Below are 22,737 nucleotides of genomic sequence, written 5' to 3'. Positions count from 1 at the left end.
CTGACTGTATGCCATCTGCTGCGCAATGTCATTAAGAGCGGGTTGCGGATAATAAAAGGGCCAGCACCATGCTGGCCTTGACACACTAAGGATGGCTGATAAAGCGAGACAATCGCTGGCGCAGCAGGCGGTTTTCCTGCCGCAGTTGAGCGTTCTCTTCCAGCAATGTCAGCGCAACGGCAATTCCCGGCCAGTCAAGTTCCAGCTCCTGACGCAGGCGTATCGCGCGACGCATGACGTTCAGCGCATGATCGTCAAAAGTCTCGTCTTCATGAGGTTCTATCACCCCTAAGCCGACAATCTCATGTAGCTCTTCTTCTGACACACCGGTGTACAGACAAAACTCGGTAATGGTAAAGGTGACGGTGACGTTAGCCATTATGCTTTCCCCCACTCTTTGCGCGGATCAAAGGTTTTTTGTGCATCCGCCAGCTGCTGCCACAGGGCGGCGCTGGCGTCGTCAGGTTTCGGAGGCATGACGATTTTGATCACCGCATACAAATCGCCGGTATGTTTTTTACTTACCAGACCTTTGCCCTTAATGCGTAACCGCTGCCCGGCCTGGCTGCCCGCAGGAATGGTCAGCAGGATGCTCTCTTTTAACGTCGGAACGGTTACTTTCGCGCCCAGCGCGGCTTCCCACGGCGCCAGGGGAACGACCACTTCCAGATCCTGATTAACGATATCGAACAGCGGATGTGGCGCGATATGAATCACCAGCCACAAATCACCGTTTGGCCCACCGTTTTCACCGGGGGTGCCCTGGCCTTTCAGACGAATACGCTGACCGTTACCGACGCCAGCCGGAATTTTCACATTCAACGTTTTAGGAATTTCACGTTCGACCATGCCGAACGCATTGTAAACCGGCAGGGTGTAACTGATCGTGCGGCTATGCTCAGTAAGCGTTTCTTCGAGGAATACGGCGACTTCAATTTCAATATCGTGCCCGCGGCTGGCATGACGCTGGCGAGACTGTTGCGCATGCTGACCAAAAATGGAGGAGAAGATATCGTCGAAATCTTCGGCGTTATAGCGTTGATTCTCTCCTTGTTGGAATTGACGGTTGAACTGTGGGTCGTTGCGGTGCTGCCACAACTGGTCGTACTCGGCGCGTCGCTGTTCATCGCTCAGGACTTCCCAGGCTTCAGCAACCTCTTTAAACCGGGCCTCCGCGTCAGTCTCTTTGCTGACATCAGGATGATATTTACGGGCGAGTCGACGATAGGCGGTCTTGATTGTCTTGAGATCGTCTGTCGGTTTCACGCCCATAATGGCGTAATAATCCTTTAATTCCATAGCGTTCTCTCGTGTAAATCAACACTTGCAGAAGGTGAACCCTGACAACAGGTATCACCGCTAAGTTTAGGGTAATCCTGATAACGGAGAATGCCAACCGGGAAGGGAGGATATTGCTATAAACGATGCGGGCGTTGCACCACCAACAGCGCTTTTTAACGTTATGGCGTCTGTTGTGTGGTGCGAATAGAGAGATTAGCTAAACATCAGGATTTAGTGATCAGGAAGCGGACCGTATCAGCATAGTTTTGTACGAACGCGTTAAGGTCATCAGATTTCAGTCCTTTCGGATTGATCATATATTTACCGTTGATAAAAATGGCGGGCACCCCGGTTAAATCTACGGCTTTAGCCATTTCTTGCTGTTTGGCGGTTAGTGATTTTACGGCAAAACTATTCCATGCGGCATCATAATCACTGGCACTGACGCCCGCGCTGATAAATACGTTACGAATATCGTCCGCCGATTTAATGGTTTGTTTTTTCTGCACGGCATCAAAAAGCAACGGTTTAACTTTATCTTGCACGTTCAACAGCATGGCGACGGACCAGGCGTGCGTCATGTCTTGCCCCAGAGGGCCTAAAAAGTCGACGTGGTATTCGGTGAGTTTGACGTCAGCAGGCAAAACTTTTTTCACGTTATCAGTGATTTCAAAAATTTCATCGTACTGATAGCAGGAAGGACAATAGAATGAGAAAAACTTCAGCGCTGCCGGGGCTGAAGCGACGGGTTTTTCCAATGAGATAAACTCTTTGCCGTCGGTAAATGGTGCTGCCTGAGCGCTAACGGTAAAAAATAACCCAATCAGGGGTAATAAATATTTTTTCATTTCCATATACTCTAAATAACATTCAATAAACAAATTTTCTGCGAATGAATACGCTCTTCATTGCGTCGGGCTATAATACGATAATCACCTAAAAATGCGCTGACCCTTACTTTCATTTACGCATCAATACGTAGCGGACAGTATTTATGTACTGTTCTGCGAATATCCTTTGGTACTCTTCGTAAATAGTGAATGATCACTTCCGTGATATTTTCGTAATTACTTTGGTAATGTTATATTGTAATAAATAAAAACGAAAATATGATTAATTATCATTTAATTTATAAAACGTGAGCAGCAACGCGTTGCGCTATGTTCTGTCAACGCAGCCGTAAGATTTTCTTTTTCTTGTAGCGTTTGAATGAATAGGGTAAGTGTCAGTGATGAGCAACCAAAATGGATATCGCTATGATTGACCACCTGGATCATCTGGTATTGACCTCCAATAATGAAGAGGCATGCGTTCGTTTTTATGTCGAACTTTTAGGGATGAGGCTGGAAACCTTCGCGCAAGGGCGGAAAGCCTTCGTCTTTGGCAATCAGAAAATTAACCTCCACATTCGGGGAAAAGAGTTTGAACCCAAAGCTTACGCGCCAACGCCGGGGGCGCTGGATTTGTGTTTTATCACCACGCGTGCGCTGGAAGAGGTGATAGCCACGTTTCAAACGCACGGGGTAGATATTGTTGAGGGACCGGTTGCACGAACCGGTGCGATGGGACCGATTCGCTCGGTTTATGTCAGAGATCCCGATCTCAATCTGATTGAAATCGCGGTATATCCTGCTGATGACAGGACATAACTTTACAGCGCAAAGGTTGCCAAAACCTGGTGAGTGGTTAAGATAACTCGCATCAATCAGTGAGGGTATAATGGCGAAACGTCAACGGATGGGATGGTGGTTCCTCTGTCTGGCATGTGTTGTGGTGATGGTTTGCACCGCACAACGCATGGCGGGTCTGCACGCGTTGCAGATGGACACCGTTGCCACAAGCGTGGTCGTAAGCGCACAAGCGCAGACCGATGAGGCCTCGTCCGTTACCCCTTGTGAACTGAGCGCGAAGTCATTACTGGCGGCGCCCCCGGTACTGTTCGAAGGCGCTATTCTGGTGCTGTGTCTGCTGCTGTCGCTGCTGGCGCCAGTGCGGGCGTTTCGTCTGCCTTTTTTCCCACCGCGAGCCATCTCGCCGCCCACGCTAAGGGTACATCTGCGATTTTGCGTCTTCCGTGAATGACAGAACAGCCGTTGCTGACTGTTAGATAATTATTCACGGAGAAAATATATGATGACTGTTTTCAGGCAGGCGCTGTTCTGTCTGTTATTGCTATGGCTGCCCGTATCCTGGGCGGCTGAACCCGGCTGGCTGCGTTCACCCGATAACGATCACGCCAGCGTACGGTTACGCGCTGATACGTCCTCAGGCGGCGAAACTCGTCTGTTGCTGGATGTTAAACTGGAGGACGGCTGGAAAACCTACTGGCGTTCGCCGGGCGAGGGAGGCGTCGCGCCATCTATCGCCTGGCAAGGGGAAATACCTGCGGTCGACTGGTTCTGGCCAACCCCTGCACGCTTTGAGGTCGCTAATATCACGACCCAGGGCTATCACGATAATGTGACGTTCCCGATGGTTGTGCGCGGCAGATCGCCCGCCACGCTTAGCGGTGTTTTGACGCTATCCACCTGTAGCAACGTTTGCCTGTTGACGGATTTTCCTTTTTCCGTGACCTCCACGACCCAGGACCCGACTTTTGCGCATGACTATGCGCAGGCAATGGGGCAGATCCCGCTTGCCAGCGGCCTGACCGATACTTTGCGCGCTGGCGCACGGGCCGGCGAGCTGGTCGTCGAGGCTCACCGCGCGGGAGGCTGGGCTGCGCCTGGGCTGTATCTGGACGCCGTTGATGATGCTGATTTTGGCATGCCGCAAATTCACGTCGCAGGTGAGACGTTACGCGCCACGGTACCCGTTCATGACGGTTGGGGGGAAGGCGCGCCGGATTTACGCGGTAAGTCGGTCACGCTGGTGCTGGCAGATAACGGTGTTGCCCAGGAAAGTCGTCTTGCGATTGGCGAAGCCCCGGTTATTGAGAACGCCTCACTCCCATTGTGGCAGGTGGTGCTAATGGCGCTGCTGGGCGGTTTAATCCTCAACCTGATGCCCTGTGTGTTACCGGTTCTCGGCATGAAACTGGGCTCTATTTTGCTGGTTGAGGAAAAAAGCCGTCGCCAGATCCGCCGTCAATTCCTCGCATCGGTAGCCGGGATCCTGGTCTCCTTTATGGCCCTGGCGCTATTGATGACAGTGCTACGTTTAACCAATCAGGCGCTGGGCTGGGGGATCCAGTTTCAGAACCCGTGGTTCATTGGCGTCATGGTCGTGGTGATGCTGACGTTCAGCGCCAGCCTGTTCGGGTGGTTTGAATTCCGCCTGCCTTCGGCGATGACCACCACGCTGGCGACTCGCGGTGGCAACGGCTTGTCGGGACATTTCTGGCAAGGCGCATTTGCGACCCTGCTCGCCACGCCGTGCAGCGCCCCGTTTCTCGGAACGGCGGTAGCGGTGGCATTGACCGCTTCGCTGCCAACGTTGTGGGGACTGTTTATCGCACTCGGCCTGGGGATGAGCTTGCCGTGGCTGCTGGTGGCTCTGCGTCCCGGTCTGGCGCTGCGTTTGCCGCGTCCGGGACGCTGGATGAATATTTTGCGGCGTCTTCTCGGTGTCATGATGCTGGGTTCGGCTATCTGGCTTGCGACGTTGCTGCTCCCACATTTAGGGCTGGCCGGACACGCTAGTGCTAAAGAAAGCGTGAACTGGCAACCGCTTAGCGAGCAGGCGATTGAGGATGCGCTGGCGCAACATAAGCGAGTGTTCATTGACGTCACTGCCGACTGGTGCATCACTTGTAAGGTCAACAAATACAACGTGTTGCATAAAGATGATGTACAGGCCGCGTTGCAACAGCCGGATGTAGTGGCGCTGCGCGGCGACTGGACGCTCCCTTCTGAAGCCATCACCGAATTTCTGAAAAAACGCGGCCAGGTTGCTGTGCCGTATAACCAAATTTATGGCCCCGGTCTGCCGGAAGGCCAGGCGTTACCAACGTTGTTAACCCGCGATGCGGTATTGCAAACGTTGACCGACGCCAAAGGAGTAACCCCATGAAAATAATGATTGTTCTGCTGTTAACCCTGTTTTCTGCCGTCAGCGTAGCGAAAGAACCTGCACCGTTTACCCCGGAACAGGAAAAGCAAATTGAAGCATTAATCCAGGAGGCCCTGTTTAACGATCCCAACAGCCCGCGGATTGGCGCTAAGCAGGCGAAACTGACCCTGATAAACTTCACCGATTACAACTGCCCGTACTGCAAGCAACTGGATCCCATGCTGGAAAAAATTGTGCAGAAATATCCTGACGTGGCGGTAGTGATTAAACCGCTGCCGTTTAAAGGGGAAAGTTCGGAACTGGCGGCGCGGACCGTGCTGACTACCTGGCTTGAGCATCCGCAGCAGTTTCTGGCGCTACATGAAAAACTGATGCAGAAAAAGGGTTACCATACCGACGTCAGTATCAAACAGGCGCAGGAAAAATCGGGAGCCAGTCCGGTGACGTTGGATGCCCAAAGTGCTGAAACGCTAAGCACTAACCTGCAACTGGCGCGACTGGTGGGCGTGCAGGGCACCCCCGCAACGATTATTGGTGATGAGCTTATTCCCGGTGCGGTGCCGTGGGAAACCCTTGAGGAAGTGGTCAAAGAAAAGCTGGCGGCGGCCAATGCTCAGTAAACTGCGCCGCTGGCTGCGCGAAGGGCTGATCTTACTGGCGCTGTTGGCAGGGGCGATGCTGCTGATGGATGTCTGGCGCGCGCCGCAGTTCCCTGGCTCTTTTGACAGCACGCCTTTGCAAACGCTGGATGGTGAAACCGTCACGCTGGCGGCGCTCAGCAAAGACGAGCCGGTGCTGCTTTATTTCTGGGCGAGCTGGTGCGGCGTTTGCCGCTTCACGACGCCGGAAGTCGCCAGGCTGCGTTCGGAAGGGGAAAACGTGATGACCATTGCGTTACGCTCCGGCAGTGAAGCTGAGGTGTCTCGTTGGCTGTCGCGTAAAGGCGTGGACTTTCCGGTCATCAATGATGCGAACGGGGCAATTTCCCGCAGTTGGGCGATTAGCGTCACGCCCACGCTGGTGGTAGTGTCACAAGGTCGGGTGGTGTCAACAACCAGCGGCTGGACCAGCTACTGGGGCATGAAGCTTCGGCTGTGGTGGGCCAAAACGTTCTGATAATGTGCCGGGGAAACCCGGCATTTTTTATATTATTACCCGTAAGCGGGAAGACATATTTCGTTGCCTGGCGAAGCGAGCACCGCGATTAACGTCCAGAATGGGTCATCTTCTCTTTTTCAGGAAAGTGCAACATGACGAGTTCGTTAGCGTTTGGGCCCGCTCTGGTGATGATGATTGCCGCCACGTTTGTCCTCGCCGGGATGGTAAAAGGCGTCACTGGTATGGGATTGCCCACCGTGGCTATGGGGATCATCGGATCGCTTATTTCGCCGGTTGCGGCGGCGGCCATGCTGCTGTTGCCTTCGCTGATTAGCAATCTGTTTCAGTTTGGCGGTGGCGGAAATACGCGTCAATTAGTCAAACGACTGTGGCCGATGTTATTGACGGTGGTGGTGGCGACATTGCTTGCCAGCGCCTGGATTACCGGCGGCGACACCACCCGTACCCAGTTTGCGCTCGGCGTGGCGCTGGTGGCTTACGCTATCTGGACGCTGGCCGGAAAGAAAATCGCAGTGGCTCCGCAGCATGAAAAACCGTACTCCCTCGTCATAGGATTTGTTACTGGCTTATTGACTGGCGGAACCGGTGTATTTGTGATGCCCGCCGTGCCCTGGATCCAGTCATTGGGTTTTGAGAAAGATGAACTGGTTCAGGCGCTCGGGATCTCTTTTACGTTTTCGACATTGGCTTTGGCGCTTGGTCTGTGGTGGCACAACGCGCTGCCCGTACAGTCGTTGAGCTTATCGGCTTTGGCCATTGTTCCTGCGCTGATTGGTCAGTGGTTAGGAACCCGTGTACGACGGGTTATTTCTCCGCTCGTGTTTAAACGTTGTTTTCTGTTTTGTTTGGTCGGGTTGGGTATCGAGATGATGCTGCGTGCGGTATGACCTGTGCGGTGACTTTAGAACGCATTCATGGCATCGTTAATTCAGACATTCAGGGTCAAAGAGGTCGCTATGGCATCAGTGATGTTAAGTGAGGAAGAGGGCGCTCTGGAGTCGCGAATGGCGCTCACCGCGGCGGCGATGGCCGATAAATCGCGCTCGCGAATGTTGTGCGCCCTGATGGATGGCCGCGCCTGGACCGCGACCGAGCTCAGCGCAGTGGCGGATGTGTCAGCGTCGACCGCCAGTGCGCATCTGGCGCGTCTGTGCGAACAACGTTTTGTTGTGGCGCTCGCGCAGGGCAGGCATCGTTATTTTCGCCTTGCAGGCTCTGATATCGCTGAACTGCTGGAGCGCCTGATGGGCGTGGCGTGGGCTACATCTACGCCACGAAAAATCACGACGCCGCCAGGCTTACGACATGCCCGAACCTGCTACGATCATCTCGCTGGCGAGGTGGCGGTGAGGCTGTTCGATACGCTGGTTTCCCGTCAGTGGTTAACGCCGGATGGTGAAACGCTGACGTCTCTTGGGCAGGAAAAACTGGCACAAATGGGGATTGTCCTGGCTGCGAGCGCATCGCGGCGGAAATTAACCTGCGGTTGTCTGGACTGGAGTGAACGACGTTACCATCCCGGCGGCGTGCTTGGCGCATCGCTGCTACGCTGGCTGATTGAAAAACGATGGATAAAAACGGAGCTGAGTGGTCGCCGCGTCACCTTCACCCCGCTTGGCATTCGCAAATTAGAAACCGAGTTCGGTATTAAAACGACACCATAGATGGTGCGTTTTGCGAAAGCGTTCCGGGAAATATGTCATATTTCTGTCACACTCTGTTGTGATTGATAACAACAAGAGGTCGTAGGGATGAATAAATCGTTAATCGCCGCAGCCGTGGCAGGGGCTGTATTAATGTCAACCGCCGCGCAGGCGCAGACCGCGCCGGAAGGCTATCAGCTTCAGCAAGTATTGATGATGAGTCGGCATAACTTACGCGCACCTTTAGCCAATAATGGCAGTGTTCTTGAGCAGTCCACCCCCAAACAATGGCCAGAATGGGATGTCCCCGGCGGACAACTGACCACCAAAGGCGGCGTGCTGGAAATCTATATGGGCCACTATATGCGAGAGTGGCTGGCAGAGCAGGGGATGGTGAAATCGGGCGAATGTCCGGCGCCGGGTACGGTCTATACCTATGCTAACAGCCTGCAGCGTACGGTCGCGACGGCGCAGTTCTTTGTCACCGGTGCTTTCCCGGGTTGCGACGTCCCGGTCCATCATCAGGAAAAAATGGGCACCATGGATCCCACCTTTAACCCGGTGATCACCGATGATTCCGCCGCCTTCAGCCAGCAGGCGGTTCAGGCAATGGAGAAAGAGCGTAGCCAAATGCAGCTCAACGACAGCTATCAGTTGCTTGAGCAAATGACCGACTACAAAGACTCTCCATCCTGCAAAGAAAAACAGCAGTGTTCCCTGACCGATGCCAAAGATACGTTTAGCGCGAAATATCAGCAGGAGCCTGGGGTTTCGGGGCCGCTGAAGGTCGGAAATTCGCTGGTTGATGCCTTCACGCTGCAATATTACGAAGGCTTCCCGATGGACAAGGTCGCCTGGGGCGAGATTAAATCCGATCAACAGTGGAAGGTTCTGTCGAAGCTGAAAAATGGCTATCAGGACAGCCTGTTCACCTCCCCGGAAGTGGCGCAGAACGTCGCCAAACCGCTGGTGAAGTATATTGATAATGCGCTGGTTACTGAACGCGTAAAAGCGCCAAAAATAACCGTGCTGGTGGGGCATGACTCAAACATCGCATCGCTGCTCACCGCGCTGGATTTCAAACCGTACCAGCTTCACGATCAGAACGAGCGTACGCCGATTGGCGGGAAGATTGTCTTCCAGCGCTGGCATGACAGCAACGCGAATCGTGATCTGATGAAAATCGAGTACGTGTATCAGAGCTCGCAGCAGTTGCGTAATGCTGACGTTCTGACCCTGAAATCCCCGGCGCAGCGCGTAACGCTGGAGCTGAAAGGGTGTCCGATAGATGCGGATGGTTTTTGCCCGATAGATAAGTTCGACAGCGTGTTGAATGAGGCGGCTAAGTAAAAGAAAAACTCCCCCGTGTTCGCGGGGGAGTCTGAGCGCTAGACGTTTTTGCGTTCGATAGTCTGTTCACCCCAAAAGAGCGAATCTTTGTCTGTTTTCTTAAAGGCTTTGATGAGCACCTCGTCGCTACCTTCTTCCCAAATTTTTTCCGCCAGTTTCTCGTCATAATGCGCGACTTCAAAAATGGCTTCGGCTATTTCCGGCGATGTATTGCGCAGACTTGCCCATTCGCCGACGCGATGGGCTTTCGCTTCTTGAGTTGGCATTCGAATCCTCCTGTTGAAGATTAGCCGTTGAGTTTTACTGCCAGACCTGCGACATATTCACCCTGATAGCGGGCGATAGATAATTCTTCCTGACTTGGCTGGCGTGAGCCGTCGCCTCCGGCGATGGTGGTTGCGCCGTAAGGGGTACCGCCGCGAACTTGAGAAACATCAAACAGCTCTTGCGCCGCGTAACCGATAGGCACAATCACCATCCCATGGTGAGCAAGCGTAGTCCAGGTTGATGTAATGGTTTGTTCCTGACCGCCGCCGGTTCCTGTCGAGCTGAATACGCTGGCGAGTTTGCCGTACAGGCCGCCTGAAGCCCACAGCCCGCCAGTCTGGTCGAGGAAGGTGCGCATCTGACCGGACATATTGCCAAAGCGTGTGGGGGTACCAAAAATAATGGCATCGTAATCTGCCAGTTCTTGCGGGGTTGCGACTGGTGCGTTTTGTGTTTTGCCACCAGCTTTGAGGAAAATCTCCGGCTGCATGGTCTCTGGTACACGCTTAATAATTACTTCCGCGCCATCTACCTTATTTGCGCCTTCTGCGACTGCATGGGCCATAGTTTCAATGTGTCCGTACATGGAATAATAAAGCACCAGAACTTTTGCCATTTTACACTACTCCTCGAGTTAACCGTGTCCGTAGCGACTCGCTACCTACCTTTAAAGATATGACGTACTGTCAGGAGTGCAAATTTCACAATCACTTCTTTGATTTATAACAATTTTTATAACAACTTCTCTTGTTGCAAAATGATACATATTTAACCGGTTGGAATTTGGTAGTCATAAGAAAGACTTATTGATTTCTCGCTGTGATTATTTCTCTATCACCACCAATCCTGTTGCAGGATATTACAGTTAGCGGCTGCTCAGGCCACGCTTCACTATGCTTAATCCCACGCAGTTATTTTCAGGGTATCGCCCGTAACGCTGCGTGAGGTATCACTCCTCAGTACCTATGCAATATGATGTCTAATCAATGACGGAGGTCAGTAATGGCAAACCATCGAGGCGGTTCCGGCAACTTTGCGGAAGATCGCGAAAGAGCATCAGAAGCAGGTCGAAAAGGTGGCCAGCACAGCGGGGGCAATTTTAAGAATGACCCGCAACGCGCTTCAGAGGCAGGCAAAAAAGGGGGCAAAAATAGCCACGGCAACAACAAATCGTAATTGCCGGGCTAGCTGTCAGATATGCCGTGACGGCTGAGGATCAGAGTCAGACGTTACGTAGCCACCCACCGCCGCCGGTTTCTTCCGGCGGTTTTTTTTGTCTGCAAGGTTGAACTGTAACAAAACGCAACGCAGACTAACGACATTCAGTTAATCGGGTGTCTCATGTCATTACTTTCTCGTTATTCCTTCTCTGTTAAACCTCAGGAAGCGATCCTCATTGTGATCACTATGTTCTGGGGTGGCACGTTTTTGGCAGTGCAATATGCCGTTACCCTGAGCGGACCTTTTTTCTTTGTCGGCGTGCGTTTTGCCACCGCTGCGCTGGCGGTCGCGCTTTTGTCACTATGCACATTGCATAAACTGACGTGGCTGGAAGTCAAAGCAGGCGTTGCGATCGGTATCGCAATTGCGTTGGGCTATAGTCTGCAAACCTGGGGGCTACAGTTTATTCCCAGCAGTAAATCGGCGTTTATTACCGCGATGTATGTGCCGTTGGTCCCGCTTTTACAATGGCTGTGTCTGGGGCGTATGCCCGGCCTGATGCCGTGTGTCGGCATTGTGCTGGCCTTTATCGGGTTGATTTTTCTCGCCGGACCGGGAGGCAATTTGCTGGCTTTAGGCGAAGGAGAGTGGATCACACTCGCCGGCGCGGTGGCGATTGCGGCAGAAATTATCCTGATTAGCGCGTGGGCGGGAAAAGTGGATGTGCGGCGGGTAACGGTGGTACAACTGGCAACCGCTTCGATAGTGGCGTTTATTGCGATGGGACCGGCCGGAGAGACCGTACCCCCGATGTCTACGGGATTGCTGGTGGTGGCGCTGGGGTTGGGGATTTTCAGTGCGATTATTCAGGTTACCATGAACTGGGCACAGCGCAGCGTTTCGCCGACGCGCGCGACGGTCATTTATACCGGTGAGCCGGTGTGGGCGGGGATCTTTGGTCGCCTGGCGGGGGAACGCTTACCGCTACTGGCTTTGCTCGGCGCAGCATTCATTATTGTTGGCGTGCTGGTCAGCGAACTGAAGTTCAAAAAGAAAAAAGGGGTAGTGCAAGAGGCACCGCCGGAGTCGCTTTAATTTAACCATTCACCGCGTGATTTGGTATGCTGACGCCCTCACAAGAAGGAGAGGGCGCATGGTCCAACGCGCAGAGAAAAAAACAGGTAAGCGCTCGCAGGCCGTCAGTGCAAAACGCCAGGCCATATTAACCGCGGCATTAAATATCTTCTCCCAATATGGGATCCACGGCACGCGTCTCGAACAGGTCGCTGAGCAGGCGGGTGTGTCAAAAACGAATCTGCTTTATTACTTCCCGTCAAAAGAGGTGCTCTATATTGCCGTTTTGCGGCAAATCCTCGACGTCTGGCTGGCTCCGTTGAAGGCTTTTCGCGAAGACTTTGCGCCGCTAGTGGCCATTAAAGAATACATTCGCCTTAAGCTGGAAGTGTCGCGCGATTACCCTCAGGCTTCACGACTGTTTTGTATGGAGATGCTGGCAGGTGCGCCTTTATTGATGGCTGAATTAACGGGCGATCTCAAAACGCTAATTGATGAGAAATCGGCGCTGATTGCCGGTTGGATCAAAAGTGGGAAACTGGCTCCGGTCGATCCGCATCATCTGATTTTTATGATTTGGGCTTCAACCCAGCACTACGCCGACTTTGCCCCACAGGTAGAGGCGGTAACGGGCGCAACGCTGCGTGATGAAGCCTTTTTTAACCAAACGGTGGAGAGCGTGCAGCGGATGATTATTGAAGGGATCCGCGTGCGTTAACTGGCTGGCGGTAACGGACAGCTTAAATCGCCCTCTTCGCACTGTAAGAGCGAGGCGAGAAACGCTTCACGCTCGTTGGTTTTATCCGTCAGACACTGGCTGGAAATCATCGCCTGGACGCTACCGCCTTCGGTGCCGGAACTGATTAACGCGCAGTCCGCATCGCGCAGGGTTATCCATGAGATTTGCGCTTTTTTCAGTAAATCGCGCTGGGTTGGGGCGGCGCGCTTAAGCGCATTCTGATAAGTGTCATTAAGTTTGGTGTCGGCCGCCTTAAACTGCTCTGCCGCACAGGTGTTCATCTCAATCTGAGTGTTCGCGTTGGCGCAGTCATCCGCCAGCGCCTGGCCGCTCAACAGCAGCGCTGCACATGTCAGTACGATTCGTTTCATGCTTCCCTCTGGATCCATAAAAAAAGGCCCCGTTACCGGAGCCTTAATTAACCACAACCTTAGCCGATTGTCATCAGGCTGGCGTTCCCCCCGGCAGCGGCGGTATTGACGCTCAGGGAGCGTTCAATGTACAGCCTCTCCAGCAGAATATTGCTTTCGCCACGGGCAAAGCCCTGGACTGATACAATCGCCCCTTCGCGGGCAGCTACCGCTTCGCACAGTGAACGCAGTTGATCGGAATCGCCGTGGAAAATAACGGCATCAAACGGCTGCGTGGTTATGTTGTCCGCTTTGGCAAACTGAATGCGCCCGGAGACCGCGGCAGGCAGACGTTTTGCCAGTTCACGATGGAACGCATCATCTGGCCACAGGATTAAGCTACCAACGGAAGCTACGGCCGCAATCTGTACCAGCGCATCCTGTTCATCATCGGCGATACAGAGTACGCGTTCACGCGGCAACAGCGTCCAGGTATTTCGCTCGCCAGTGGGTCCTGGCAGCAGACGCTGAGTACCGGCCTGCGCCAGTTCGCCAAACTGCTGGCAGAGCGCCTGCAGCGAGGGTCGATCGGTTGCCCATTCGCTGAGCGCTTCCAGCGGCTGAACGAGTGCAGCTTTAAGCTGCGCATCGACCGGGTAGTCGGCATCCTGGCGGGCCAGCGTAATGCCTAACGCATTTTCTGGGCGGTTAGCCAGCAGGCGATACAGATACAGCGGTCCACCTGCTTTTGGCCCGGTACCAGACAAGCCTTCGCCACCGAATGGCTGCACGCCGACGACGGCGCCGACCATATTGCGGTTAACGTACAGGTTCCCCACGTGTGCCGATCCTGTGACCTGGGCAATGGTTTCATCGATACGGGTGTGTACGCCCAGCGTCAGGCCGTAGCCGGAGGCATTAATTTGCTCAATCAGGTTGCCCAGATTGTTACGGGTGTAGCGCACGACGTGCAGTACCGGACCAAACACCTCTTTTTGTAATTCGTCGAAGCTTTCCAGCTCGATCAGCGTCGGAGCAATAAAGGTACCGGTTTGCCATTCACGCGCATCGTCGCTGTTTTCGCGCACGGCCTGAAACACCGGGCGACCTTTGGCGCGCATGGCCTGAATATGGCGCTCAATATTCGTTTTGGCTTCTTCATCAATTACCGGCCCAATATCGGTGCTCAGGCGACCTGGATTACCCATGCGACATTCCGCCATCGCGCCGCGCAGCATTTTCAGCGTATGGTCGGCTACATCATCCTGCAGACACAGGACGCGCAGCGCGGAGCAGCGCTGTCCGGCGCTGTCAAACGCTGAAGCCAGAACGTCGACCACGACCTGTTCCGTCAACGCGGAGGAGTCGACAATCATTGCGTTCATCCCACCGGTTTCGGCGATAAGCGGGATTGGACGTCCCTGAGCATCAAGGCGGGTGGCAATATTGCGTTGCAACAGCGTGGCGACTTCCGTTGAGCCGGTAAACATGACGCCGCGTACGCGCTCATCGGAAGTGAGCTGCGCCCCGACGGTTTCACCCTGACCAGGCAACAGTTGCACCACGCCCGGCGGTACACCCGCTTCGAGCAAAATAGCGATGCCCTGGGCGGCAATTAACGGGGTTTGTTCCGCCGGTTTCGCCAGCACGCTGTTACCCGCCGCCAGCGCGGCGGCAATCTGCCCGGTGAAAATGGCCAGCGGGAAGTTCCATGGGCTGATACAAACCACCGGTCCTAACGGTCGATGGGTTTCATTATCGAAATCATCGCGAACCTGACCGGCATAATAATGCAGGAAGTCTACCGCTTCGCGCACTTCCGCAATGGCGTTGCTGAAGGTTTTACCCGCTTCGCGTACCAGGATGCCAATCAGCTGCTGCATCTGACCTTCCATCAGAACGGCGGCACGATGCAAAATGGCGGCGCGCTCTTGTGGCGGTGTGGCGAACCAGATCGGCGCGTTATTCGCTGCGTTCTGTAACGCCTGTTCCACTTCAGCGTGAGTCGCCTCACGCACGTAACCGACAATATCTTTCGGCTCGGCTGGGTTAACGACTGGCGTCATTTCGCCGTCAGCAACCGGGTGCTCGAGAATGGGTTTAGCGTGCCATTTTTGTAGCGCGCTGTTGAGCAGGGCAGAGGACAGCGAGGCCAGACGATGTTCGTTAGCTAAATCCAGCCCGCCTGAGTTTTCGCGGCCTTTACCGTACAGGTCACGCGGCAGGGCAATCTTCGGATGCGGCAGACCGGCCTGACCTTCTTGCTGCGCGAGTTTTTCAACAGCTTCGACCGGATCGGCAACCAGTTCATCCAGCGGCAGGGTCGTGTCGGCAATGCGGTTGACGAACGAGGTGTTGGCGCCGTTTTCCAGCAGACGACGCACCAGGTAAGCCAGCAGCGTTTCGTGCGTGCCGACCGGTGCATAAATGCGGCATGGACGGTTCAGTTTGCCATCCGCAACTTTGCCGGTGACCTGCTCATACAGCGGTTCGCCCATGCCGTGCAGGCACTGGAACTCGTACTGACCCGGATAGTAGTTTTGACCGGCTAACTGATAAATCGCCGCCAGCGTATGGGCGTTGTGGGTGGCGAACTGCGGGTAGATCAGATTCGGTACGGCAAGCAGCTTTTTCGCACAGGCCAGGTAGGAAACGTCGGTGTACACCTTACGGGTGTAGACCGGATAACCTTCCAGACCGTCCATCTGGGCACGTTTAATTTCGCTATCCCAGTAGGCGCCCTTAACCAGACGGATCATCAGGCGGCGGCGGCTGCGCGTGGCGAGGTCAATCAGATAGTCGATAACATACGGGCAGCGCTTCTGGTAGGCCTGGATAACAAAACCGATCCCGTTCCAGCCTGCCAGTTCGGGTTCAAAGCACAGTTTTTCCAGCAGATCGAGGGAGATCTCCAGTCGGTCAGCCTCTTCGGCGTCGATATTAATGCCGATGTCGTACTGACATGCCAGCAGAGTAAGCGATTTCAGACGAGGATAGAGTTCATCCATCACGCGATCGTACTGCGCACGGCTGTAACGCGGATGCAGTGCCGACAGCTTGATAGAAATACCTGGCCCTTCGTAGATACCGCGCCCGTTAGAGGCTTTACCAATGGCGTGGATCGCCTGCTGGTACGAAACCATATAAGCCTGTGCATCGGCGGCGGTCAGGGCCGCTTCGCCCAGCATGTCATAGGAGTAACGGAAGCCTTTTTCTTCCAGTTTACGTGCGTTAGCCAGCGCTTCAGCGATAGTCTCCCCGGTGACAAACTGCTCGCCCATCAAGCGCATGGCCATGTCGACGCCTTTACGCACCAGCGGCTCACCGCTCTTGCCGATAATACGGTTGAGTGAGCGTGAGAGGCTGGCTTCGTTATGCGTTGAAACCAGACGACCGGTAAACAACAGCCCCCAGGTCGCCGCGTTGACGAACAGAGACGGGCTGCGGCCAATGTGCGACTGCCAGTTACCGTTGCTGATCTTGTCGCGGATTAACGCATCGCGGGTCGCTTTATCTGGAATACGCAGCAAGGCTTCGGCCAGACACATCAGCGCGACGCCTTCCTGTGAAGAAAGGGAGAATTCCTGCAATAAACCTTGTACCATCCCGGCGCGACCGCTGGCGGTCTTCTGGTTACGCAGTTTGTCTGCCAGATCGTATGCCAGCTTATGCGCCTGCTCGGCGATGGGCTGCGGCAGACGAGCCTGCTCCATCAGCATCGGTACGGCGTCAGTTTCGGCGCGGCGGTAAGCAGCGGTGATTGCCGCGCGAGAAACTGACTGCGGCAGGATCTGTTCAGCAAATTCCAGGAAAGGCTGATGCGCTTCATTTTGCAGCGTGGTCGACTCATCGCCCTCATTCGCAGCACCCGCCAGCAGGGCCGGTAGTTCAGGAAGTGCGTCGTCATTTTCCAGTCTTTCGAGATAATTAAAAATGGCTTGTTTGATCAGCCAATGTGGCGTGCGATCGATTCGTGATGCTGCTGTTTTAATACGCTCGCGAGTGGCGTCATCCAGCTTAACCCCCATCGTGGTGGTTCCCATGCCGTTTACTCCTGTTGTACTGAAATACGGGGCTGATAGTTACCGAGAAATATCCACTATGTTGCAACTTTGTGCAACCGTGTTAAATGTGACTTGGTTTGCAAGCTTGGAAATGAATGAAATGTTAATAAACGTGAGTGTTTTGACGGGGGCTATAAAAGTTGCCGAATCTTTTTCTCTGCGGTAGTTAACACTTTTAAAAGGTGCAACCTAAAAAAGTGTGAGAGAGTGCAACCTACAGAAAAATGCTATCTACTCTGGATTAAATTTGATGTAAATGGTGTGTTAAATCGATTGTGAATGACCATCGCTTCCGGCAGGATACGGTCGCCCTGGTAAACATAGATATCTTTGCCACGTTCCGGCAGGGTAATAAAACGGCAAGCCACGGCATTGCTGATACATAATTTTGGAGAGTTTTGATGGCTATTAGCACACCGATGTTAGTGACATTCTGTGTCTATATTTTCGGCATGATATTGATAGGGTTTATTGCATGGCGTTCAACCAAAAACTTTGACGATTACATTCTGGGTGGACGCAGTCTGGGTCCATTCGTGACCGCGTTATCTGCCGGGGCATCTGACATGAGCGGCTGGTTGCTGATGGGCCTGCCTGGCGCGATTTTCCTGTCGGGGATTTCAGAAAGCTGGATCGCTATTGGCCTTATTTTGGGCGCGTGGATCAACTGGAAACTGGTGGCCGGACGTTTACGCGTGCATACCGAATACAATAACAATGCGCTGACGTTACCGGATTACTTTACCGGTCGCTTTGAAGATAAAAGCCGAATTCTGCGTATTATCTCCGCGCTGGTTATTCTGCTGTTTTTCACCATCTACTGTGCTTCCGGTATTGTGGCAGGGGCGCGTCTGTTTGAAAGCACCTTTGGCATGAGCTACGAAACAGCGCTGTGGGCGGGGGCGGCCGCGACGATTATTTATACCTTTATCGGTGGTTTCCTCGCGGTAAGCTGGACCGATACCGTCCAGGCCAGCCTGATGATCTTCGCCCTGATCCTGACGCCGGTGATGGTAGTCATTGGCGTGGGTGGGTTTGACGATTCGCTGGAAGTGATTAAACAAAAGAGCATTGAGAACGTGGACATGTTCAAAGGGCTGAATTTTGTTGCCATTATTTCCCTGATGGGCTGGGGTCTGGGCTATTTCGGTCAGCCGCATATTCTGGCGCGCTTTATGGCGGCTGATTCTCACCATAGCATTGTTCATGCCCGCCGCATCAGTATGACCTGGATGATCCTGTGTCTGGCAGGTGCAGTTGCCGTTGGCTTCTTTGGTATCGCTTACTTTAACAACAACCCACGGCTTGCCGGTGCCGTTAACCAGAACGCCGAACGCGTGTTTATTGAACTGGCGCAAATCCTGTTCAACCCGTGGATTGCCGGTATTCTGCTGTCTGCGATCCTCGCTGCGGTGATGTCGACTCTGAGCTGCCAACTGCTGGTGTGTTCCAGCGCAATCACCGAAGACTTGTATAAAGCGTTCCTGCGTAAAAATGCCAGCCAGAAAGAGCTGGTATGGATTGGTCGCATCATGGTGCTGGTTGTGGCGCTGGTGTCTATCGCGCTGGCGGCGAACCCGGAGAACCGTGTGCTTGGTCTGGTAAGCTACGCCTGGGCCGGCTTTGGCGCGGCGTTTGGTCCGGTGGTTCTGTTCTCCGTAATGTGGTCGCGTATGACGCGTAACGGCGCGCTGGCCGGGATGCTCATCGGTGCGGTGACGGTAATCGTCTGGAAGCAGTTTGCCTGGTTGGGTCTGTATGAAATCATCCCGGGCTTTATTTTCGGCAGCATCGGTATTGTGGTCTTCAGCCTGTTGGGTAAAGCGCCTTCAGCCGCTATGCAGCAACGTTTTGCCGAGGCTGATGCGCATTATCACACAGCTCCGCCATCACGTTTACAGGCAGAGTAATCCGCCTCGCTCCTTAAGCCCGCCGCGTGCGGGCTTTTTTATTTGTCCCCGCTGCAAAACCGCCCTAATCGTTACCCGCCTAACTGTTTACATTAAGTCATCATTCTCAAAACATTCTGCTTGAGTTTTTCTTTGCGGTAATGATAATCACTATCACTGTAATTTACTTTTCTTTTCATCAATTGACTGAGAATAACGTTTAAGGGTTCTTCGCATGTTTGTTCCATTTCTTATTATGTTGCGCGAAGGGTTAGAGGCCGCGCTGATAGTCAGCCTGATTGCCAGCTACCTGAAACGGACTCAGCGTGGTCGATGGATTGGTGTGATGTGGATTGGTGTTCTGCTGGCGGCGGCGTTATGCCTGGCGTTAGGCGTTTTCATCAATGAAACCACCGGTGAATTTCCGCAAAAGCAACAGGAGCTGTTTGAAGGCATCGTGGCGGTCATTGCCGTGGTGATCCTCACCTGGATGGTATTCTGGATGCGTAAAGTTTCGCGCAACGTCAAAGTCCAGCTTGAACAGGCTGTCGATAACGCGTTGCAACGCGGCAATCATCACGGCTGGGCGCTGGTAATGATGGTCTTTTTTGCCGTTGCCCGTGAAGGGCTGGAATCGGTGTTCTTCCTGCTGGCGGCATTCCAGCAGGATGTAGGCATTTGGCCACCGTTAGGTGCGATGCTGGGGCTGGCCACCGCGGTGGTACTGGGTTACCTGATTTACCTCGGCGGCATTCGCCTCAACCTCGGGGCATTCTTCAAATGGACCAGCCTGTTCATTTTGCTGGTGGCCGCTGGTCTTGCCGCTGGGGCCATCCGCGCGTTCCACGAAGCTGGGTTATGGAATCATTTTCAGGATGTGGCGTTTGACATGAGCAGCGTGCTTTCAACGCATTCGCTGTTTGGCACATTGATGGAAGGTATTTTCGGCTATCAGGAAGCGCCGAGCGTCAGTGAAGTCGCCATTTGGTTTATCTACCTGATTCCGGCATTGATTATGTTTGCACTGCCGCCGCGTTCAGGCACTACGGCATCGCGTACCGCACCCTGATAAAAACGCGATGCAGAACACTCCTTAGTTACAACATACTTATTTATAGGGATAGGTTATGACGTTTAATTTTCGCCGTAGTGCGCTGCAGTTGGGTATTGCCGCGCTGTTTGCCTCCGCTTTTTCTGCACAAGCCGCCGATATCCCGCAGGTGAAAGTCACGGTTAACGACAAACAGTGTGAGCCGATGACGATCACGGTTAACGCTGGGAAAACGCAGTTCATCATCCAGAACCACAGCCAGAAAGCGCTGGAGTGGGAGATCCTTAAAGGGGTTATGGTGGTTGAAGAACGTGAAAACATTGCGCCGGGCTTTAGCCAGAAAATGACAGCTAACCTGCAGCCAGGTGAATATGATATGACCTGCGGTCTGTTGACCAACCCGAAAGGCAAACTCATTGTAAAAGGTAGCGCAACGGCGGATGCCGCGCAGGGCGATGCTCTGCTGAGCCTAAGTGGCGCGATTACTGAATACAAAGCCTATGTGACAGCCGAAACTGCACAACTGGTTGCGGGCACCAAAGCATTCACCGATGCGATTAAAGCTGGCGATCTGGAAAAAGCGAAATCGCTGTATGCGCCAACCCGTCAGCATTATGAGCGTATTGAACCGATTGCTGAACTGTTCTCCGATCTCGACGGCAGCATCGATGCACGTGAAGATGATTATGAGCAAAAAGCCGCCGATCCTAAATTCACCGGCTTCCACCGTCTGGAGAAAGCGTTGTTCGGCGACAACACCACCAAAGGTATGGACAAGTATGCCGACCAATTAAACCGCGATGTTCTTGACCTGCAAACGCGTATTAGCGAACTGGCCTTCCCACCGTCAAAAGTGGTTGGCGGGGCAGCAGGACTGATTGAAGAAGTCGCTGCCAGCAAAATTAGCGGAGAAGAGGATCGCTACAGCCATACCGATCTGTGGGATTTCCAGGCCAATATCGATGGCGCGCAGAAAATCGTCGATCTCCTGCGCCCTCAGTTACAAAAATCCAATGCTGAGCTGTTGGCGAAGGTGGATGCGAACTTCAAAAAAGTCGATACCATTCTGAGCAAGTACCGTACCAAAGACGGTTTTGAAACCTATGACAAACTGACCGACGCCGATCGCAATGCGCTGAAAGGGCCTATCACGACGCTGGCGGAAGACTTGTCGCAATTACGCGGTGTTCTGGGTCTGGATTAAGCAAAATGCAGCAAGATAATGAAAACGGCGTGAGCGAACCTTCACGCCGACGTTTACTGAAAGGGATGGGCGCCCTGGGTGGGGCGCTGGCGCTGGCGGGTGGATGTCCGGTTGCCCACGCGCAAAAACCACAAAGCGCGCCGGGAACGTTGTCCCCCGATGCGCGTAGTGAAGTGCAGCCGTTTTATGGTCAGCATCAGGCAGGGATCCTGACGCCACAGCAGGCATCGATGATGCTGGTGGCGTTCGATGTTCTCGCCAGCGATAAGGCTGATCTGGAACGCTTGTTCCGCTTGCTGACCACCCGATTTGCGTTTCTGACCACGGGCGGGCCGGCGCCGGATACGCCGAACCCGCGTTTACCCCCTATGGATTCCGGTATCCTCGGCGCATACATTGCGCCAGACAACCTGACGATGACGTTGTCAGTCGGCGCCTCGCTATTTGATGAACGTTATGGCCTGAAATCGCAGATGCCGAAAAAGCTGCAAAAAATGACCCGCTTCCCGAATGATTCGCTGGATGCGGCGCTGTGCCATGGTGATTTGCTGCTGCAGATTTGTGCCAACACGCAGGACACCGTTATCCATGCGCTGCGCGATATCATTAAACATACGCCCGATCTCCTTAGCGTGCGCTGGAAACGTGAAGGGTTTATTTCCGACCATGCCGCGCGCAGCAAAGGCAAAGAGACCCCGGTCAACTTGCTTGGCTTTAAGGATGGCACCGCGAATCCGGACGCGACGGATGCGAAGTTGATGCAAGACGTGGTGTGGGTTACGGACGGGCAGGGCGAACCTGTCTGGGCGCAAGGTGGTAGTTATCAGGCCGTCAGGCTCATTCAGTTTCGCGTCGAGTTCTGGGATCGTACGCCGCTGAAAGAGCAGCAAACGATATTTGGTCGAGATAAACACACCGGCGCGCCGCTGGGTATGCAGCACGAGCATGATGTGCCTGACTATGCCAGCGATCCCGAGGGTGAGGTGATTGCGCTCGACAGTCATATCCGCCTGGCGAATCCGCGCACGAAAGAGACCGACTCCAGCCTGATGATGCGCCGTGGCTACAGCTATTCGCTCGGTGTGACCCCATCCGGTCAACTGGATATGGGACTGTTGTTTGTCTGCTATCAACACGATCTGGAAAAAGGCTTTTTGACTGTGCAGAAACGCCTCAACGGTGAAGCGCTGGAAGAGTATGTCAAACCAATTGGTGGGGGCTACTTCTTTGCTTTGCCGGGTGTCAAAACCGCAGATCAATATCTGGGACAGTCTCTACTCGAAGCCTGATGATTACGCCCCGTTGTACAGCGGGGCTTTTCCTGACATCTGTATGAATGAACAAATTATTTTTTATGATCGGCACGAGACTGAAATAATTCTGTCATCTCTCTGCAAGAGACTGTCTCTGGTGATTAGATAGAATTTAAGTTAACAGCAAGTAAAAATATTGTTGCATTAACGAAAGATTATGATGTAATTATAAGAAACAGCGGTAGTTCCCAGCGGTGATAGTCGTTCACTATGGAGATCGC

General features: G+C 53.6%; 22 protein-coding genes. 15 read left to right on the top strand and 7 right to left on the bottom strand.

The genetic code is table 11. The features are described 5' to 3' along the window. Positions 1 to 85: 85 nt before the first annotated feature. The 3 genes from cbpM to dsbA form a co-directional block, all read right to left on the bottom strand. A complete protein-coding gene (cbpM, locus tag HV229_RS15615) occupies positions 86 to 379 on the bottom strand; it encodes a chaperone modulator CbpM (RefSeq protein ID WP_016156156.1) in 294 nt (97 codons plus the stop codon). Next, entirely contained in the window at positions 379 to 1,299 is a 921-nt protein-coding gene (gene cbpA / locus HV229_RS15610) for a curved DNA-binding protein (RefSeq protein WP_016152571.1), read from the bottom strand. The genes cbpM and cbpA overlap by 1 nt, the downstream gene beginning before the upstream one ends. Positions 1,300 to 1,505: 206 nt before the next feature. Next, entirely contained in the window at positions 1,506 to 2,129 is a 624-nt protein-coding gene (dsbA, locus tag HV229_RS15605) for a thiol:disulfide interchange protein DsbA (protein WP_065554552.1), read from the bottom strand. 396 nt (positions 2,130 to 2,525) lie between these two features. On the opposite strand from dsbA, the gene HV229_RS15600 reads away from it, so the two are divergent. The 8 genes from HV229_RS15600 (at position 2,526) to agp (ending at position 9,404) form a co-directional block, all read left to right on the top strand. Beyond that, positions 2,526 to 2,930: a VOC family protein gene (locus HV229_RS15600; RefSeq protein ID WP_016156158.1), complete on the top strand. Its 405-nt coding sequence runs from the start codon at positions 2,526 to 2,528 to the stop codon at positions 2,928 to 2,930. A gap of 70 nt (positions 2,931 to 3,000) precedes the next feature. Next, complete coding sequence (locus HV229_RS15595) at positions 3,001 to 3,363, top strand: hypothetical protein (protein WP_016152574.1); 363 nt, start codon at positions 3,001 to 3,003, stop codon at positions 3,361 to 3,363. A 48-nt stretch (positions 3,364 to 3,411) separates the two neighbouring features. Beyond that, positions 3,412 to 5,292 (top strand): protein-disulfide reductase DsbD domain-containing protein, encoded by a 1,881-nt coding sequence (locus tag HV229_RS15590; protein ID WP_181545806.1) that lies wholly within the window; start codon positions 3,412 to 3,414, stop codon positions 5,290 to 5,292. Next, positions 5,289 to 5,912, top strand: a complete 624-nt coding sequence (locus HV229_RS15585) for a DsbA family protein (RefSeq protein WP_046274457.1) — start codon at positions 5,289 to 5,291, stop codon at positions 5,910 to 5,912. The genes HV229_RS15590 and HV229_RS15585 overlap by 4 nt, the downstream gene beginning before the upstream one ends. Further along, positions 5,902 to 6,408 (top strand): protein disulfide oxidoreductase, encoded by a 507-nt coding sequence (locus HV229_RS15580; protein ID WP_065554516.1) that lies wholly within the window; start codon positions 5,902 to 5,904, stop codon positions 6,406 to 6,408. Before HV229_RS15585 ends, HV229_RS15580 begins: the two co-directional genes overlap by 11 nt. A gap of 134 nt (positions 6,409 to 6,542) precedes the next feature. Further along, complete coding sequence (locus HV229_RS15575; protein ID WP_065554515.1) at positions 6,543 to 7,298, top strand: sulfite exporter TauE/SafE family protein; 756 nt, start codon at positions 6,543 to 6,545, stop codon at positions 7,296 to 7,298. Positions 7,299 to 7,367: 69 nt separating this feature from the next. Next, a complete protein-coding gene (locus tag HV229_RS15570) occupies positions 7,368 to 8,075 on the top strand; it encodes a winged helix-turn-helix domain-containing protein (RefSeq protein ID WP_016152579.1) in 708 nt (235 codons plus the stop codon). A gap of 87 nt (positions 8,076 to 8,162) precedes the next feature. After that, positions 8,163 to 9,404, top strand: a complete 1,242-nt coding sequence (gene agp, locus HV229_RS15565; protein ID WP_016156163.1) for a bifunctional glucose-1-phosphatase/inositol phosphatase — start codon at positions 8,163 to 8,165, stop codon at positions 9,402 to 9,404. A 38-nt stretch (positions 9,405 to 9,442) separates the two neighbouring features. Here agp and HV229_RS15560 read toward each other — a convergent pair whose 3' ends face one another. Beyond that, positions 9,443 to 9,670, bottom strand: coding sequence for a YccJ family protein (locus HV229_RS15560; RefSeq protein ID WP_016152581.1), 228 nt, complete (start codon positions 9,668 to 9,670; stop codon positions 9,443 to 9,445). 20 nt (positions 9,671 to 9,690) lie between these two features. Beyond that, on the bottom strand, positions 9,691 to 10,287 hold the full coding sequence (gene wrbA / locus HV229_RS15555; RefSeq protein WP_003832057.1) for an NAD(P)H:quinone oxidoreductase: 597 nt from the start codon (positions 10,285 to 10,287) through the stop codon (positions 9,691 to 9,693). A 386-nt stretch (positions 10,288 to 10,673) separates the two neighbouring features. Here wrbA and HV229_RS15550 point away from each other — a divergent pair, with 386 nt between their 5' ends. From HV229_RS15550 to rutR, 3 genes are all read left to right on the top strand, one after another. Beyond that, positions 10,674 to 10,847: a general stress protein gene (locus HV229_RS15550; protein ID WP_003036022.1), complete on the top strand. Its 174-nt coding sequence runs from the start codon at positions 10,674 to 10,676 to the stop codon at positions 10,845 to 10,847. A gap of 165 nt (positions 10,848 to 11,012) precedes the next feature. Then, positions 11,013 to 11,927 carry a DMT family transporter gene (locus HV229_RS15545; protein ID WP_046274460.1) on the top strand — a complete coding sequence of 305 codons (915 nt, stop codon included), beginning with the start codon at positions 11,013 to 11,015 and terminating at the stop codon, positions 11,925 to 11,927. Between the two features lie 58 nt (positions 11,928 to 11,985). Continuing rightward, positions 11,986 to 12,624: an HTH-type transcriptional regulator RutR gene (gene rutR, locus HV229_RS15540; protein WP_016156165.1), complete on the top strand. Its 639-nt coding sequence runs from the start codon at positions 11,986 to 11,988 to the stop codon at positions 12,622 to 12,624. On the opposite strand, the gene HV229_RS15535 is transcribed toward rutR, so the two are convergent. Further along, on the bottom strand, positions 12,621 to 13,016 hold the full coding sequence (locus tag HV229_RS15535; RefSeq protein ID WP_016152584.1) for a lysozyme inhibitor LprI family protein: 396 nt from the start codon (positions 13,014 to 13,016) through the stop codon (positions 12,621 to 12,623). The genes rutR and HV229_RS15535 overlap by 4 nt on opposite strands. 59 nt (positions 13,017 to 13,075) lie before the next feature. Beyond that, positions 13,076 to 17,038: a trifunctional transcriptional regulator/proline dehydrogenase/L-glutamate gamma-semialdehyde dehydrogenase gene (gene putA, locus HV229_RS15530; RefSeq protein WP_181545804.1), complete on the bottom strand. Its 3,963-nt coding sequence runs from the start codon at positions 17,036 to 17,038 to the stop codon at positions 13,076 to 13,078. Positions 17,039 to 17,460: 422 nt separating this feature from the next. Between putA and putP the strand changes: the two genes are divergently transcribed. From putP to efeB, 4 genes are all read left to right on the top strand, one after another. After that, positions 17,461 to 18,969: a sodium/proline symporter PutP gene (gene putP / locus HV229_RS15525; RefSeq protein WP_181545802.1), complete on the top strand. Its 1,509-nt coding sequence runs from the start codon at positions 17,461 to 17,463 to the stop codon at positions 18,967 to 18,969. A gap of 214 nt (positions 18,970 to 19,183) precedes the next feature. Continuing rightward, on the top strand, positions 19,184 to 20,017 hold the full coding sequence (gene efeU / locus HV229_RS15520) for an iron uptake transporter permease EfeU (RefSeq protein WP_181545800.1): 834 nt from the start codon (positions 19,184 to 19,186) through the stop codon (positions 20,015 to 20,017). Positions 20,018 to 20,075: 58 nt separating this feature from the next. After that, positions 20,076 to 21,203 (top strand): iron uptake system protein EfeO, encoded by a 1,128-nt coding sequence (gene efeO / locus HV229_RS15515; RefSeq protein WP_016156169.1) that lies wholly within the window; start codon positions 20,076 to 20,078, stop codon positions 21,201 to 21,203. Positions 21,204 to 21,208: 5 nt separating this feature from the next. Continuing rightward, positions 21,209 to 22,492, top strand: coding sequence for an iron uptake transporter deferrochelatase/peroxidase subunit (gene efeB, locus HV229_RS15510; protein ID WP_181545798.1), 1,284 nt, complete (start codon positions 21,209 to 21,211; stop codon positions 22,490 to 22,492). The last annotated feature ends 245 nt before the right edge of the window (positions 22,493 to 22,737 follow it).

Source organism: Citrobacter sp. RHBSTW-00524 (genome assembly GCF_013747755.1).
GTDB classification, from domain to species: domain Bacteria; phylum Pseudomonadota; class Gammaproteobacteria; order Enterobacterales; family Enterobacteriaceae; genus Citrobacter; species Citrobacter braakii.
This window is presented reverse-complemented; position numbering and strand designations above follow the sequence as displayed.